This is a genomic window from Pseudomonas sp. GW821-FHT09E12, assembly GCF_059416085.1.
On record NZ_JBWKOM010000001.1, the window covers coordinates 361,905 to 376,854 of the forward strand.

14 protein-coding genes are annotated in these 14,950 nt (G+C 67.7%); 3 read left to right on the plus strand and 11 right to left on the minus strand.

The genetic code is table 11. The features are described 5' to 3' along the window. Positions 1-97: 97 nt before the first annotated feature. The 7 genes from ubiT to norR all read right to left on the minus strand — a co-directional run bounded on the left by ubiT (position 98) and on the right by norR (position 6,959). A complete protein-coding gene (ubiT, locus tag AC07PQ_RS01790) occupies positions 98-580 on the minus strand; it encodes a ubiquinone anaerobic biosynthesis accessory factor UbiT (RefSeq protein ID WP_087092108.1) in 483 nt (160 codons plus the stop codon). Beyond that, the gene (locus AC07PQ_RS01795) at positions 574-1,464 is read right to left on the minus strand and encodes a U32 family peptidase (RefSeq protein WP_053261555.1); all 891 of its coding nucleotides are present in this window, start codon (positions 1,462-1,464) and stop codon (positions 574-576) included. The genes ubiT and AC07PQ_RS01795 overlap by 7 nt, the downstream gene beginning before the upstream one ends. A gap of 10 nt (positions 1,465-1,474) precedes the next feature. Further along, positions 1,475-2,470 carry a ubiquinone anaerobic biosynthesis protein UbiU gene (gene ubiU, locus AC07PQ_RS01800; RefSeq protein ID WP_053261556.1) on the minus strand — a complete coding sequence of 332 codons (996 nt, stop codon included), beginning with the start codon at positions 2,468-2,470 and terminating at the stop codon, positions 1,475-1,477. Positions 2,471-2,580: 110 nt separating this feature from the next. Further along, positions 2,581-3,816: a molybdopterin molybdotransferase MoeA gene (locus AC07PQ_RS01805; RefSeq protein ID WP_493184631.1), complete on the minus strand. Its 1,236-nt coding sequence runs from the start codon at positions 3,814-3,816 to the stop codon at positions 2,581-2,583. Then, entirely contained in the window at positions 3,813-4,379 is a 567-nt protein-coding gene (moaB, locus tag AC07PQ_RS01810; RefSeq protein ID WP_007927485.1) for a molybdenum cofactor biosynthesis protein B, read from the minus strand. Before moaB ends, AC07PQ_RS01805 begins: the two co-directional genes overlap by 4 nt. Positions 4,380-4,477: 98 nt before the next feature. Next, the gene (pdxH, locus tag AC07PQ_RS01815) at positions 4,478-5,125 is read right to left on the minus strand and encodes a pyridoxamine 5'-phosphate oxidase (RefSeq protein WP_493184630.1); all 648 of its coding nucleotides are present in this window, start codon (positions 5,123-5,125) and stop codon (positions 4,478-4,480) included. Positions 5,126-5,432: 307 nt separating this feature from the next. Further along, a complete protein-coding gene (gene norR / locus AC07PQ_RS01820) occupies positions 5,433-6,959 on the minus strand; it encodes a nitric oxide reductase transcriptional regulator NorR (RefSeq protein ID WP_053261607.1) in 1,527 nt (508 codons plus the stop codon). 152 nt (positions 6,960-7,111) lie between these two features. On the opposite strand from norR, the gene ytfE reads away from it, so the two are divergent. Then, positions 7,112-7,828: an iron-sulfur cluster repair protein YtfE gene (gene ytfE / locus AC07PQ_RS01825; protein WP_493184629.1), complete on the plus strand. Its 717-nt coding sequence runs from the start codon at positions 7,112-7,114 to the stop codon at positions 7,826-7,828. A gap of 41 nt (positions 7,829-7,869) precedes the next feature. On the opposite strand, the gene AC07PQ_RS01830 is transcribed toward ytfE, so the two are convergent. Together AC07PQ_RS01830 and AC07PQ_RS01835 are read right to left on the minus strand one after the other, a co-directional pair. After that, positions 7,870-8,310: a hypothetical protein gene (locus tag AC07PQ_RS01830; RefSeq protein WP_150051843.1), complete on the minus strand. Its 441-nt coding sequence runs from the start codon at positions 8,308-8,310 to the stop codon at positions 7,870-7,872. A 29-nt stretch (positions 8,311-8,339) separates the two neighbouring features. After that, entirely contained in the window at positions 8,340-9,530 is a 1,191-nt protein-coding gene (locus AC07PQ_RS01835) for an NnrS family protein (RefSeq protein ID WP_493184628.1), read from the minus strand. A gap of 572 nt (positions 9,531-10,102) precedes the next feature. On the opposite strand from AC07PQ_RS01835, the gene AC07PQ_RS01840 reads away from it, so the two are divergent. Next, complete coding sequence (locus AC07PQ_RS01840) at positions 10,103-10,786, plus strand: Crp/Fnr family transcriptional regulator (protein WP_493184627.1); 684 nt, start codon at positions 10,103-10,105, stop codon at positions 10,784-10,786. Next, positions 10,783-10,977 carry a protein DnrP gene (locus AC07PQ_RS01845; protein ID WP_493184626.1) on the plus strand — a complete coding sequence of 65 codons (195 nt, stop codon included), beginning with the start codon at positions 10,783-10,785 and terminating at the stop codon, positions 10,975-10,977. The genes AC07PQ_RS01840 and AC07PQ_RS01845 overlap by 4 nt, the downstream gene beginning before the upstream one ends. A 319-nt stretch (positions 10,978-11,296) precedes the next feature. Here AC07PQ_RS01845 and AC07PQ_RS01850 read toward each other — a convergent pair whose 3' ends face one another. Continuing rightward, positions 11,297-13,132: a nitric oxide reductase activation protein NorD gene (locus tag AC07PQ_RS01850; protein WP_493184625.1), complete on the minus strand. Its 1,836-nt coding sequence runs from the start codon at positions 13,130-13,132 to the stop codon at positions 11,297-11,299. 393 nt (positions 13,133-13,525) lie between these two features. Beyond that, positions 13,526-14,950 (minus strand): cbb3-type cytochrome c oxidase subunit I, encoded by a 1,425-nt coding sequence (locus AC07PQ_RS01855; RefSeq protein WP_457276607.1) that lies wholly within the window; start codon positions 14,948-14,950, stop codon positions 13,526-13,528.

A 14,950-nucleotide genomic window follows, 5' to 3' on the forward strand; every position in this document is an offset into this window, starting at 1 on the left:
GTCCCAGGCATACTGCGGCGCCAGAATCGCCAGCAAGCTGGCTCCTACAGAAGCTGACCTGCCGGCGGTGCATCCTGGCACTGACAAGCCGACGCCTTCAGCCTGCGGCCAACCCCTTGCCCGCCCGTTCCAGATTGCGCCACAGCCAGACCGGCAATACGTCCGGATCGAGGCTGTCGATCAGGTTTTTCAGGGTCAGGCCCAGCTCGGTATCGCCCTCGATCACCAGGCGCCGGCGGAAGAACAAGGTGTCCGGGTCTTCCTGACGGCTGGCCAGCAGCAGGAACTCGCGCCAGTTGCCGCTGATGGTCACGTCGGCCCGGGCGCGTTCGGCAATGCGCAGGCCGTCGCGGTCGCGGGTCAGGTACCAGGCCAGGCCCAGGTCGGGAATCCGCAGGCACAGCCATCGCCGGCGCAGCAGGTCGAATTCGCCGGCGCGCAGCGGCTCGGCCAAACAGCGGTTGAGCCCCTGCTGCAAGGCCAGGCGCTGCACGCCGAACGGCACCCGCCGCAGCAATGGCAGCAGCCGGTCGGCGCTGCGCAGCAGCCAGTCCTTGCGTTTGGATTTGCCACTCAGCACAGGCCCACCTCCTCGACGCGCAACATCCCGGCCTGGCCATGCCAATAACCGTTGCAGCCCTCGACGAACAGCGGTGGCGTCGCACCCTGGCGCACCCGCTGATAGGCCTCGATCACCTCGCCCATGCCCTGGGCCCGCGGGCTCAGGCGCAGCAGGTCGGCGCCGCAGGCCACCAGCCCGGCATAGTCCGCCAGCAGATTGGTGACCTCGGCGGACAGGGTCTGGATGCCATTGAGGGTGAACAGCGCCTGGCCTTCCTGGCTGCTCAGCGCCAGGCCGTCGGGGTACTGGATGCAGCAGAACTGGCAGTCGTCCTTGGGCCGGTCCTGGGCCCGGGCGGTGAAGCAGCGCGCGGAATACGCCAACGGCAGATGCCCATAGGCGAAGACTTCGACCTCGGGCAACGCCTGGCCCAGCTCGCGCACCTGCTCCAGCACCGCGCGGATCAGCGCCGCCGAACACTCCACCGGCGGCACCCAGCGGATCATCCCGCAGCCCTGCAACTGGGCCAGGGCGTGGCCGTTGTACAGGTTCAGCGCCGGGCCACCGACGAAGGGCAATTTGCGCTCGGCGAGGAACTGCACCGCGCCCATGTCGTTGGCCTCCACCAGCAGCTCGCCGTTGTCGCACAGGCGCCGCAGGCTCGACAGCTCCGAGGCGGCTTCGATCAGGGTCAGGCTGGAGAGCACGATCTGCGCCGACGTGCAGCCCTGCAGTTCGCGCCCCAGGCCCAGCCACTGGTCCAGGGACAGCGCCCGGCGTTTCGAACACACGGTTTCCCCCAGGTAAATCACATCCAGGGGCAAGGCCGACATCTCGGCATAAAAACGCCCCAATTGCTCCTTGTCCCAGTAGAACAGGACGGGGCCCAGGCTGAGCTTCATCGCGAATTCCTCATTGCCATGATCGATGGTAGGCACCCAGGGTGGTCTGGCTGCCCTCGGACAGGCCGGCCAGCACCTGGCGCCACTGGTCCTTGACCGTGAAACTGGCGGGCGCGGCGCGATGGGCATCCAGCGCCGCGCGCCAGACCCGGGTGACCTGCTCGACATAGGCCGGGCTGCGCTGGCGGCCTTCGATCTTCACCGCCTCGACGCCGATCGCCGCCAGCTCCGGCAGCAGGTCCAGGGTGTCGAGGCTGGTGGGTTCCTCCAGGGCATGGAAGCGCTTGCCCTCCACCAGGAAGCGGCCCTTGCACAGGGTCGGGTAGCCGGCTGGCTCGTCGGCTTGATAGCGGTCGATCAGCACTTCGCTGAGGCGCGCGCTCAAGCCTTCGGCGTCCTCGCTCCAGCGCACCGCCTTGGCCGGCGAGCAGACGCCGCACAGGTTCGGCGACTCGCCGGTGATGTAGGAAGACAGGTGGCAACGCCCTTCGGCCATGATGCACAGGCTGCCAAAGGCGAATACTTCGATCGGCACCGTGCTGCTGGCCGCCACCTGGCGCACCTGGGCCAGGGACAGCACCCTCGGCAGGACGGCGCGGCGGATGTTGTAGTGCTGGGCGTAGAACGCCAGGGCGCTGGCATTGGTCGCCGAGCCCTGTACCGAGAGGTGCAGGTTCAATTGCGGATGGCGCTGGCTGGCATAGGCCAGGACGCCCGGATCGGCGGCGATCAGCGCGTCGACCCCATGCTCGGCGGCGCGGTCCACCGCCCGTTGCCAGCGCGCCCAGCCCTGGGGCTGGGGGTAGGTGTTGACCGCCACATAGAGTTTGCGTTGGTGCTGGCGAATATGCGCGACCGCCGCGTCGAACTGCTTGTCGTCCATGTTCAGGCCGGCGAAATGCCGGGCGTTGGTGTCGTCGCGAAAGCCGACGTAGACGGCATCGGCGCCTTGGCGCACCGCCGCTTTAAGCGCAGGCAGGTTGCCTGCGGGGCAGACCAGTTGCATGGGGGTTCCTCATCAAAGAACGCGCCGGAGCGACGCGTGCGCAGCGATCGGAAATGCGCTGCCAGTCTAGCCAGACCGACAGCCACGGCCTTGACCGCAATCAATTGCCGTCACTGCATCAGTTCGGCGAACGACAGGAACGGCACCGGATCGCCCGGACGTACCAAGCGCTCGCCTTCCACCAGCGCCAGGCCCTCGGCCCAGCAGGCGGCGGCGAGCATCGCCGAGCTTTGCTGCGGGTGCGGTTGCACACGAACCTGGGCATCGTCGCCGGGCACCAGGCGGGCGCGCAGGTACTGGCGCCGGCGGTTGCGCTGCAACCACTCGAAGCCCGCCGGCAACGCCATGGGCCGCGGCAGCACATCCGTCACGCCCTGGGCCCGCAGCAGGAACGGGCGCACCACCACCAGCGCGGTCACCAGCGCCGCCGAGGGGTTGCCCGGCAGGCCGAGCCACGGCTTGCCGGCCACTGCGCCAAAGGCCAGGGGCTTGCCCGGCTGGATCGCCAGGCGCCAGAAATCCACATGGCCCAGCTCCTCAATGGCCTGCTTGAGGTGGTCTTCCTCGCCGACCGACACCCCGCCCGAGGTCAGCAGCAGGTCGCACTCCGACGAGGCCAGGCTCAAGGCGTGGCGGCTGGCCGCCAGCTCGTCGGCCATCACCCCGTAGTCGTGCACCTCCACGCCCCAGCCGCGCAGCAACGCCGACAGGCAATAGCGATTGCTGTTGTAGATCTGCCCCGGCGCCAGGGGCTGGCCGGGTTCGCGCAGCTCGTCGCCACTGCTCAGCAGGCACACGCGCAACGGCCGATAGACCTCGACCCGGGCGATCCCGGCCGCCGCCAGCAAGCCCTGCTCCTGGGCTCGCAGGCGCTTGCCGGCCTTGAGCAACAGATCGCCGCGGGCGACCTCCTCGCCCTGCTGGCGCACGTGAGCGCCGACAGTCGCCGGCGGCAACCAGACTTGCCCGCCCTCGACCCGGCAGTTCTCCTGGGGCACCACCGTATCGGCCCCCGGCGGCAAGGGCGCGCCGGTGAAGATGCGCACCGCCTGCCCCGCCGCCAAGGGAGTCTCCCCCGCTTGCCCGGCGGCGATCCGTCCCCCCAGGGTCAGGCGGCCACCGGCGGGCGGCAGGTCGGCGGCGCGCAACGCGTAGCCGTCCATGGCGCTGTTGTCCCAGCCGGGCAGGTCCAGCGGCGAATGAAGGTCCGCCGCCAGCACCCGGCCCAGGGCCTGCTCCAGGGCGATGATCTGGGTCGTCGGTGGTGGCGGCGCCTGGTCCAGCAGATGGGCGATGGCCTGGTCCACCGGGATCAGTTGGCCGCTGTCGCAGCCACAGCCGGTCACGACCGCGCCCCACAGGCCTCGATGTTCTGTGGCGGTCCCTCATGGGTCTGCGGCTTGAGGTGGGGGGCGAAATTGCACGGACCGGTGCGGCTGTCCAGCTGTGGGCGCAGGATCATGTTCCAGGCGGTGCGGCAGGCCCCCGGCGAGCCCGGCACGCACACCACCAGCACGCCGTTGCTGACCCCGGCCAGGGCCCGCGACTGCAGGCTGGACATGCCGATTTCTTCCACCGACACCTGGCGGAACAGCTCGCCGAAACCTTCCACATGCTTGTCCAGCAGCGGCATTACTGCCTGGGGCGTGTTGTCCCGCGCGGTGAATCCGGTGCCGCCGGTCATCAGCACCACCTGCACCTGGGGGTCGGCGATCCAGCGCGAGACGCTGGCGCGGATCTGGTAGATGTCGTCCGGCACCAGACCACGATCGACCAGCACATGGCCGGCGCTCTGCAACAGGTCGCAGAGGGTCTGGCCCGAGGTGTCGGTTTCCAGGGTGCGCGTATCGCTGATGGTCAGCACGGCAATGTTCAGGGGTTGAAACGTGCGTTGCGCCAGATGGGCCATATCCAAGCCTTCCCGTGAATTGAGATTGGCCCCAGCCTGAACCGAATCCGCCGACGAACCTATTCCTCCAAGGAGGTACCTCGACGGGACGACGACCCTCAGGGCGCCAGCCGGCCGTGGCGCCACACGCCCTGGTGCAGGCGGTAGTCGAGGCGGTCATGCAGACGGTCGCTGCGCCCCTGCCAGAACTCCAGGCGTTGCGGGCGCAGGCAGTAGCCGCCCCAGTGTTCGGGGCGCGGCAGCGACTGGCCGTCGAAACGGCTGGTGGTGCTGGCCAGCAGGGATTCCAGTTGCAGCCGGTTGGCCAAGGGCTGGCTTTGCGGCGAGGCCCAGGCACCGAGGCGACTGGCCAGGGAGCGCGAATCGAAATACACATCCGACAGCCGCGGCGCTAACCGCGATACCCATCCTTCGATGCGCACCTGACGCTCCAGGGCCGGCCAGAAGAAGGTCATGGCGGCCCGGGGATTGGCCGCCAGCTCCAGGCCCTTGGCGCTCTGGTAGTGGCCGAAGAAGGTGAAACCTTCATCGCTCAGGCCCTTGAGCAACAGCACCCGACAATGGGGCTGGCCCTGTTCGTCGACCGTGGCCAGGCACATGCTGTTGGCCTCCACCGGCGCCTGCTCGGTGTCGCGGGCCTGTTGCAGCCACTGGCGGAACAGCGGCAGCGGATCGTCCGGCGCGGCCTCGTCGGCCAGGCCATCGCGGCAATAGTTACGGCGCATCTGGGCCAGGGAAAGCGGCATGAGGGTGATCTCCGTTGGGGTTTGCCGCAGTCTGCGAGGAGCCGCCTGGCATGACCTTGATCGCCATCAACGTCAGTTGCCGATCCCTATCTTCTGTAGCAACTGCGCCGCCCCCTCCAAGACACCCATGTTCCGTAGCCGCTACCGAGCCTGCGAGGCTGCGATCGAGGTGGGCCAGCAGTTGCTTCTGTAGGAGCAGCCGGTCGACGCTCGATTGCTCGCGATGAACCTGAGGACGACGCGGGGTGTCAGGTTATGCGCGTCATCGTTGACGACCATCGCAAGCAATCGAACGTCGGCCGGCCTGCTATTTGAGCCGCAGGCGCCGGGCCAGTTTGTGCAGGTTGCTCGGGTCGACCTCCAGCAGCCGGGCGGCGCGGGCCCAGTTGTTGCGACAGCGGCTCAGGGCCTGGTGAATCTTCTGCCGCTGGTACTCGTCGACGGCTTCGCTCAGGGGCTGGAACGGCCCGTCGTCGGCCGCCGGCGGCGACTGTTCGAGCGGCTCCGCGCCCTTCAGCGTGCTGTCGAGATCGAGGACTTCCGGCTCCAGGGTCAAAATCAGGTTGCGACTGCCGCCACGGCTGAGCTGCTTGAGGGCGGCGCGGCTGATCACGTGTTCCAGCTCGCGCACATTGCCCGGCCAGGGGTACGCCAGCAGCGCCCGTTCAGCCGCCGGCGACAGGCGCAGGCCGCGCAGGCCGAGACGGCTGCGGTTCAACTCGAGGAAATGCCCGGCCAGCAGCAACACGTCGGAGCCGCGTTCGCGCAGCGGCGGGATCGGCACCGGGTACACCGAAAGCCGGTGGTACAGGTCGGCGCGAAACAGCCCGTCGCGAATGCTGTCCGGCAGGTGGCGGTTGGTCGCGGCGATGATGCGCACATCCACATGCAGCGGCTTGTCCGCCCCCAGGCGCTGGATCTCGCCGTTCTGCAGGGTACGCAGCAATTTGGCCTGCACGCTCAGCGGCAGCTCGCCGACCTCGTCGAGAAACAGCGTGCCGCCGTTGGCCGCGTCGAAGCGCCCGGCGCGGTCGCTGGTGGCGCCGGAGAAGGCGCCCTTGACGTGACCGAACAGCTCGCTCTCGGCCAGGGATTCCGGCAGCGCCGCGCAGTTGACCTGCACCAGCGGCTTGTGGGCGCGCCGGGACAGGCGATGCAGGCGCCGGGCGAACAGCTCCTTGCCAACCCCGGTCTCGCCCAGCAGCAACACCGGCAGCTCGGAATCGGCGAGCACGTCCAGCTCGTTGAGCAACTGATGCAGGACTTCGCTCTGGCCGAGGATCTCGCCCTCCTCCACCGGCCCGCGAGCATCCTGCGGCTCGCTGCGCGACAGGCGCAGGCTGCGGTTTTCCTGTTCCAGGCGGGTGACCCGCAGCGCCGCCTCGATCTGCAGGCTGCAGCGCTTGAGCTCGTCCCGCGCCCGGCGATCGAAGGTCCCGGGCCGCAGCGCGTCGAGGGTGATGGCGCCCCAGACCCGCCCTTCCACATACAGGCTCACGCCCATGCAGTCGTGCACCGCCAGCGGCCCGCTGTCCGGGTGGTCGAGCAGCCCGTCATAAGGGTCCGGCAGGCGGCTGTCGGGCTCGAACCAGGTGGGCTCGCGGGACGCCATGATCGCCGCCAGGCGCGGGTGCTGGGCGATCACGAAGCGCCGCCCGAGGGCTTCATGCACCAGGCCGACGGTGGCCAGCGGCCGCAGGCTGTCGTCGTCCAGGCGCAGCAGGCCCACGGCCCCGGCCTTGAAGTATTCACGCAGGGTCTGCACCAGACGCTGCAACCGCACGGCATTGGGCAACTCGACAATCAGGTCGGCCGCCAGACTTTCACGCAACATGGTAGTCATCACCCTTTCTGGTGGTTCCGACCCCGAGATTTCAGGGTCATCCGCACCACGACAAAAAATCAGTCCATTACTTTCAATAAGTTACAGCTGGCATGGCGGATGCAACGGCCCAGGGGAACCGTTGCCACAACAAGGAAAACCTGATGAACCCGACACTGCTGGAACGACCCGGTCTTACCCAACAAGACGCTTCGCAGCCCAACCTCCTGGCGCAAAGCCTCGGCCAGCTGGCCTGCGACATCCCCGGCGCCAGCCGGGTGTTTCATGAGTTCAACCTGGACTTCTGCTGCGGCGGGCAGAAAACCCTGCGCGACGCCGCCCTCGGCAAAGGCCTCGACCCCGTGCAGATCGCCGAGGCCCTGCACCTGCTGCAAGACAGCGACGCCCGGCGGCACGACTGGCGCGATGAACCGAGCGAGGCGCTGATCGCCCATATCCTCACCCGCTACCACGCCCGCCACCGCGAACAGCTGCCGGAACTGATCCGCCTGGCCTGCCGTGTGGAGCAAGTCCACGGCGCCCGCGACACCTGCCCCAACGGCCTGGCCGATCACCTGCGGGACATGCAGCAGGAACTCGAAGGCCACATGCTCAAGGAAGAACAGGTGCTGTTCCCGATGCTGCAACAGGGCCTGGGCCGCCGGGCGGCGCCGCCGATCCATGTGCTGCGCCTGGAGCACGAGCAACATGGCGAGGCCCTGGAAAAACTGCTGGTGCTGACCGACCACATCACCCCGCCCGCCGACGCCTGCAACACCTGGCGCGCGCTGTACCGCGGGTTGAGCGAATTTCGCGACGACCTGATGCAGCACATCCATCTGGAAAACAACGTGCTGTTCGCCAACGCCCTGAACGCTTGACCCCCGCCCCTGCGTGCCAGCCCGGTGGCTGGCACGTTCATTCAGCCATGCCAATAGAACATCGCCTTGGCCAGGACCACGATCAGCAGCATGTGCCCCAGCACGCTGCGGCGGATCCAGCAGGCGCGGCCGGCGCTCAGCCGCGACGTTTTCAACCAGTACGCCAGCAGCAGGTAATGGCCGATGATGCTCAGGGCCAGGGCGATCTTCAGGCTCAACAGGCTGGCGAAACTGCTGCTCAAGGGCTGGCTCAAGGCCCCGCGATGCTGCCAGGCCAGGCCGATACCGGCGCCGTACAACAGCAGCACCACGCCATGCAGGACCTTGCGCGAACGCACCGCGATGGCCTGGTCCGCCGCCACCTGGGCGTCCGTCGCCAGTTGCCGGCGCGCCGTGTGCCAGATGCACACCTCGAAGAACAGCGTGCCGATAAAGCCGATGGCCGCCAGCAGGTGGATAACCACTAACCAGGGATAAATCATTGCCCTTCTCCTTGCTCCGCATTCAGGGCTCAGCCCGGGTGCCCGTCGACCCGCGCCCGCAGCAGCATCGGCCCGTAGCGCCAGACGTACAGGGCAAAGGCCAGGGCCCAGCACAGGCCCGCCAGCCACAACGCCGCCACCGGCAACCAGAGCACCAGCAGCACCCGGCTGAGGCAGGCCAGATTGAGCAGGATGAACGCCAGGGTCATGCCCGCTGGCGGCTCCAGCGGCCGCCCGGTATGGCCCAGGCTGACCCGGGCGATCATCGCCAGGATCAGCCCGGCCATGGCGCCGACGGTCAGGCCGTGCACGGCCAGGCTGGGGTTCAGCGGCGCGCCGAAATGCCACAGCGCCATGCCCAGGCACGCCAGCGCCAGCCAGCCGTAGGCCAGGTGCAGCGACCACAGCAGTGGCACGCGCCACAGCCCGCGGTCCTGCCAGCGCCACAACCGCAGCAGATGCGCGGCCGCCAGCAGCAGGAACAGCGCGCCAACCCAGGTATTGGCGATAAGCGCCGGCCCGGCGGCATACAGCAGCGCCACCAGGGCCGAGCCCGCCAGCAGCAGATAATCGAGCCATGGCCAGGGCGTCACGGCCGCGACCCGACCGAGGCCGCGCTGGGTGAAAAACGGAATCACCCGCCCGCCGATCAGGCTCATCATCGCCGCCACCAGCCACAGGCCGCTCAGCACGCCCTGGCGCTGCCAGCCTTCGTGGCCTTGCAGCAGGCCGGCCACCGACAGGCCGTCCGCTGCGGCGAGCAACAGCAGCACCAGGACAATCGGGTAGTTGCGCTGCTGGCGCACCTTCCACAGCATGCGGCCCATCAACCCGGCCAGCGCCAGGGGAAACCCCAGTTCCAGCACCGCCAGCAGCGGCCAGGGCGCGCTGCCCAGCCAGGCCAGGCGCGCGGCCAGCCAGAGCAAGGCCAGGGCCGCCAGCGGCTTGCCGCTCAGGCCCGGCTGGCCGGTCCAGGTCTGCGCCGCGGTCAGCAGGAAGCCGGCGATGATCGCCAGGCCGAAACCGAACAGCAATTCGTGGCGGTGCCAGCCCAGCCAGCCTCCCGCCGGTTGCCAGTCGCCCAGGGCGCCCTGCAGCGCCGCCAGCCACAGCGGCACCACCAGCAGCGCCAGGACACAACCGGCGAGGAAAAACGGCCGGAAGGCCAGGCGTAACAGCGGCACGATTGCCATCGCCGCACGACGCTCAAGTACTTGCATCAAGCCCACTCCTTTACCCAGCGTGCGACCCGGCGACGGTCGACACGCGGCGAATGAAATCCCCGGCCATCATCGGCCATTGGCGCGCCCTTGCCGTTGTCGCAAATCAAGCTTGCCCGGGATGCGGCGGGCTGTTGTGCCCGCCGTCCTGTCTGGCAGTGCAAGGGCCGTGCCCCGGGGCCCGATCACCACCAGGAACGGCCATAAGCCGGCGGGCCGGGGTTGCGGCCGGCGCGGTGCCGGGGCTCGCCTTACAGCGCGAGGGTCAAAATGACCATTCGCTAGTCATTTACACCCGAAATCGCCAGGTCTTTTTGACCATGCAGCCGCAGATCCCCCGCCTACAGGGGCCCTGGCGCCTGGCCCGGGTCTTGCTGAACACAGGGCACCCAAATCCCTCCCAAATGACCGGAGCCACCATGAATACCGCCGGAGCCACCCTGAAAAAGACCCTCCAGCCACTGACGTGGTTTGTCGTCCTGGGCGCGATCCTGGCCCTCGCCAGCCGCGTCGCCCTGGGCCTCGTCTGAACCACGGCAGCACCTTTCCCCCAGCCATAAGGATGAATATTCATGGTGCTACATCGCGTGCATCACCAGATCCTGCGCAGCCATCACCTGTTCGAGCCCCTGAACGAGGAACAGCTGGACGAGCTGATGGCGGCCAGCCAGTTGCTCAGCCTCGACAAGGGCGACCCGCTGTTCCGCCAGGGCGAGCCGGCCGAAGCTTTCTATTTCGTGATCGCCGGCGCGGTGAAGGTCTACCGCCTGACGCCGGATGGGCAGGAAAAAGTGCTCGAGGTCATCGGCCCGCGCCAGACCTTCGCCGAGGCGATGATGCTGATGGACACGCCGGACTATGTGGCCTGCGCCGAAGCCATCGGCCCGACCCAGCTCTATCGGCTGTCCAACGACACCTACCTGCGCCTGCTGCAAAGCAACAGCCGCCTGACCTTCGCCCTGCTCGGCAAGCTCTGCGTGCGCCTGCACCAGCGGGTCGACGAGATCGAAACCCTGTCGCTGAAGAACGCCACCCACAGGGTGGTGCGTTATCTGCTGACGCAACTGATGCAGCTGCAACCGGTGGAGCGCCGGTTCGAGCTGCCGATGGCCAAGCAGTTGATCGCCGGCCACCTGGCGATCCAGCCGGAGACCTTCTCGCGGATCATCCGGCGCCTGATCGATGAAAAGATCATCAGCCAGGACGGCCGCCAGATCGTCATTCTCGACCGTCCGCGGCTGGAGCAATTCGAATGAGCGCCGGGCCGGTCTGCCTGTATTGCCAAGGCCCCAACCCGCCCGGGCAAGCCTCCTGCCGCCATTGCGGCATGCCCCTTCCCGCTACTGCGGTGCACACCGAACAACGGCGGCTGCGGCGCTTTACCGGGTTCTGCATCGGCCTGACGCTGTTCTGCGTGGCGATGTTCTTCTGGTTGCCGCGTTCCTAGCGGACGCTTTTGCCTGAAACACCGTTGCGGCCGCTACGTCGGAATGCCGCCCATACCGATCGCAGCCTCGCTAACGCTCGACAGCGGCTACAGGTCTGGAGTCGTGCGCGGTCCTGTAGCCGCTGCCGAGCCTGCGAGGCTGCGATCGAGGACGCAGTCCTCGCAAAACCTATGCGCGAGATTTACCTGAAATAACGCGTTGCCTGATTGGCATTCCGACGCAGTCCTCGCAAGGCCTGCACATCTGGTTTGCCTGGAACATTGAACCCTTCCCCCTCGCCTGCCCTGGCCGGCGAAGGTGTCCCAGGCGGCGGGCGCCTCAAGGCTGGGTCAGTTGCCGATACAACTGCGGCAGACGCAGCGGCAGTTGCTCGGGCCGGCGGATCAGGGTGTAGCCATTGACGCCGAACAGGTACGGCAGGTAAGCCGCGGCCTCGCGGTCGATGGTGATGCAGAACGGTGTCAGCCCCTGGCGCCGCGCTTCCAGTACCGCCTCGCGGGTGTCCTCGACGCCATAACGGCCTTCGTAGAGGTCCAGGTCGTTGGGCTTGCCGTCGGTCAATAACAGCAACAGCTTGCGCTGGCGCTTGCAGTTGCCGAGCAGGCGCGTGGCCTGGCGAATCGCCGCGCCCATGCGCGTGTAGAAACCCGGCTTGAGCCCCAGGATGCGCCCGCGGGTATGGTCGTCGTAACGCTGGTCGAAGGCCTTGAGTTCCTGCATGCGCACCTGCTGGCGGCGCAACGAGGAAAATCCGTACAGGGCAAAGTCATCACCGAGGCCAGCCAGGGTTTCGCCGAACAGCAGCAGGCTGTCGCGGATCACCTCGATCACCCGGTGCTCGTCGTTGAGGTGGGCGTCGGTGGACATCGAGACATCGGCCAGCAACAGGCACGCCAGGTCGCGCCGGGTCTGGCGCTGCTCCATGAACAGGCCGCGCTCGGCACAGGCGCCATGGGCGCGCTCGACGTGAAAATCCAGCCAGGCCTGCAGGTCCAGTTCCGAACCCTGGGGCTGCTGGCGCAACCATTGGCGCTCGTTGCGCAACTGCTGGAACTGCCGCCACAACAACTGCGCCGACGGTTTCAGACGCAACGGCAGCGGCTGCGCCTGGCAATCGCGCGGCACCAGCATCTGCAGGTTGACGAAGTGCTCTTGCAGGCGGCCCTTGCGGTAGTCCCATTCCGGCAGGTGGATGCCCTCGCCCAGGGGAATGTCGTCGACGTCGGTCGGCGGCAGGTCGAGGTGCAGCTTGAGGCCGCCGCCCTTGCGCAGGCGGGTGCGCGACAGGGTCAGCTCATCCAGGTCGGCGGCGACCCGGGCGGCGTCCGGGTCTTGGCTGTCGTCGGCCCAGCGGTCGAGGTCCACATGCTCGGTCCAGCTGAACAGGTTCTCCAGGCGCACGATCAGCAGGCCGCCGTCGCGGCTGTGGTCCTCGACCCGGCTGGCGCGCTTGCGCCCGCCCGCCTGCTCGCCGGCAGCGGTGGCCAGGTCCTCCGCCGAGTCCTCCAGATCGGCGGTCAGCGGGCTGGCCAGGTGCAGCGGCGGGTACAGCCACAGCGGCACGGGCCAGGCCGCGCGCTCACTGCGGGGAAACTCGGCGACACTGCCGGGCTCGCGCAGGGCCTGGCACAGGGCCCGTTCCAGCGCAGCTTCGGGGCGGCTCAGCGAGGTTGGATCGGGGCGCAGTTGCAGGTGCGCCTCCACCAGCCGCCGGTAGCGCTCACGCAGCGCCGGGTAGCGTTGCAGCAGGCGCCGGATCCAGCGCTGATTGTCCCGGCCCCAATGGCGCATCGGCCCGGACTGCGCCGCCAGCAAGGCCAGCCAGCGATACAGCTCCTCGTTCAACGCCGCCTCGGGGAACACCGCGAGGCTGGCCGGCAGGCGCAGGTTGTCGGTGTCGCACCAGGCCAGGGGCGTTTGCCGGCAGGTGCCGGCGATCTGCTGCAACAGGCTGCGGCGCAACAGCAGGTCGCGCTCGCTGGCCGCCTCGACGCCGCGGCCGGCGCCGCCCATGGCCCGCAACAGCAGGGCCAGGGAACGTTGGCGCGGCGCCAGCTCGATTCGCGCCTCGGGAAAGTCCACGCTGGCGCGACGGGTGATGAAACGATGCCAGACACTGCCGACCCACTCTTCCAGTTCCAGGGTAAAGGCCATGGAGCCTCCTTTTTCGAATGCAGGAAAACGGTGCGCTGTAGTCGCTGCCGAGCCTGCGAGGCTGCGATCGAGGTGGGCGGCATTCCGACGTAGTCCTCGCAAAACCTGCGCGCGCGGTTTGCCGGAAAGACCGCATGGCCCGGCTTGCGGCCGCTGCGCAGCCGATCGCAGCCTCGCTGCGCTCGACAGCGGCTACATAGACCGTCGTCGTGCGTTGTTCTGTAGCCGCTGCCGAGCCTGCGAGGCTGCGTTCGAGGACGTAGTCCTCGCAAAACCTGTGCACGCGGTTTGCCGGAAAGACCGCATGGCCCTGTTTGCGGCCGCTGCGTCGGAATGCCGCCCAAACCGATCGCAGCCTCGCTGCGCTCGGCAGCGGCTACAGGCGGCTACATATCAAGGGGTCACAGAGGTGGCGACGCGCAAGGCGGCGCGGCCGCGCTGGCGGAAGCTCAGCAGGTAGCACAGCAGCCCGGCGAAGAACCCCAGCCCGCTGATCAGGCGTGCCCAGAACAGCCCATTGAGATGCTCCACCGTGGCCATGAACGGCATCGCCGTGCCGTCCTCGGCCCAGCGTTGCAGCAGCACCTGGACCACGCCGGCGGCGGTGAGCAACAGGGTGATCATCACCATCGACAGGGTCATCAGCCAGAAGCCCCAGACTTCCAGGGTCTGCGAACGCTCGTCCGCCGCTTCGCCGAGCCCGCGCAGGCGCGGCATGGCGTAGCTGATCAGGGTCATGACGATCATCGCGTAGGCGCCGTAGAACGCCAGGTGGCCGTGGGCCGCGGTCAGTTGCGTGCCATGGGTGTAGTAGTTGACCGGCGCCAGGGTATGCAGGAAACCCCAGACCCCGGCACCGAAGAACGCGGTCACCGTGGTGCCCTTGGCCCACAGCGTGGCGGCGCGGTTGGGGTGCTGGCGGCGGCGGTTCTTCACCAGGCTGAAGGCGAAGATCACCATGGCCAGGAACGGCAGCGGCTCCAGGGCCGAGAAGATCGAGCCGACCCACAGCCAGACCTCGGGCGCGCCGATCCAGAAGAAGTGGTGGCCGGTGCCGATGATCCCACTGATCAGCGCCATGGCGATGATCACGTAGAGCCATTTCTCCACCACTTCGCGGTCCACGCCGGTGACCTTGATCAGCACGAAGGCCAGCATCGCGCCCATGATCAGCTCCCACACACCCTCCACCCACAGGTGCACCACCCACCACCAGTAGAACTTGTCGCGGGCCAGGTTGGCCGGGTTGTAGAAGGAGAACAGGAAGAACACCGCGAGGCCGATCAGCCCGGTCATCATCACCATGCTGACGGTGGTCTTGCGGCCTTTGAGCAGGGTCATGCCGATGTTGTAGAGAAAGCCCAGGCACACCAGCACTATGCCCATCTTGGTGATGGTCGGCTGCTCGAGGAACTCGCGGCCCATGGTCGGCAGCAGCTCGTTGTGGGTCAGCCGGGCCAGGCCCGCGTAGGGCACCAGCAGGTAGCCGAGGATGGTCAGCACGCCGGCGGCGGCGAACACCCAGAACAGCAGCAGCGCCAGTTTCGGGCTGTGCAGTTCGCGGTCGGCCTCTTCCGGGATCAGGTAGTAGGCCGCGCCCATGAAGCCGAACAGCAGCCAGACGATCAGCAGGTTGGTGTGGACCATGCGCGCCACGTTGAAGGGAATGATCGGGAACAGGAAATCGCCGATCACGTATTGCAGGCCCATGATCAAACCGAACAGCACCTGGCCGAGGAACAGCATCAGGGCAAACACGAAGTAGGGTTTGGCCACGGCCTGCGAGGCGAATTTCAGGTGTGGATTGGCAAGACGCAT

Bases quoted from the DNA above. Each gene is read 5' to 3' on its own strand.
- norR (WP_053261607.1), bottom strand. From the start codon at position 6,959: ATGTTGCGTGAAAGTCTGGCGGCCGACCTGATTGTCGAGTTGCCCAAT.
- AC07PQ_RS01845 (WP_493184626.1), top strand. From the start codon at position 10,783: ATGAGCGCCGGGCCGGTCTGCCTGTATTGCCAAGGCCCCAACCCGCCC.
- AC07PQ_RS01795 (WP_053261555.1), bottom strand. From the start codon at position 1,464: ATGAAGCTCAGCCTGGGCCCCGTCCTGTTCTACTGGGACAAGGAGCAA.
- AC07PQ_RS01835 (WP_493184628.1), bottom strand. From the start codon at position 9,530: ATGCAAGTACTTGAGCGTCGTGCGGCGATGGCAATCGTGCCGCTGTTA.
- ytfE (WP_493184629.1), top strand. From the start codon at position 7,112: ATGAACCCGACACTGCTGGAACGACCCGGTCTTACCCAACAAGACGCT.
- pdxH (WP_493184630.1), bottom strand. From the start codon at position 5,125: ATGCCGCTTTCCCTGGCCCAGATGCGCCGTAACTATTGCCGCGATGGC.
- AC07PQ_RS01855 (WP_457276607.1), bottom strand. From the start codon at position 14,950: ATGCGTCTTGCCAATCCACACCTGAAATTCGCCTCGCAGGCCGTGGCC.
- ubiU (WP_053261556.1), bottom strand. From the start codon at position 2,470: ATGCAACTGGTCTGCCCCGCAGGCAACCTGCCTGCGCTTAAAGCGGCG.
- AC07PQ_RS01830 (WP_150051843.1), bottom strand. From the start codon at position 8,310: ATGATTTATCCCTGGTTAGTGGTTATCCACCTGCTGGCGGCCATCGGC.
- moaB (WP_007927485.1), bottom strand. From the start codon at position 4,379: ATGGCCCATCTGGCGCAACGCACGTTTCAACCCCTGAACATTGCCGTG.
- AC07PQ_RS01840 (WP_493184627.1), top strand. From the start codon at position 10,103: ATGGTGCTACATCGCGTGCATCACCAGATCCTGCGCAGCCATCACCTG.
- AC07PQ_RS01850 (WP_493184625.1), bottom strand. From the start codon at position 13,132: ATGGCCTTTACCCTGGAACTGGAAGAGTGGGTCGGCAGTGTCTGGCAT.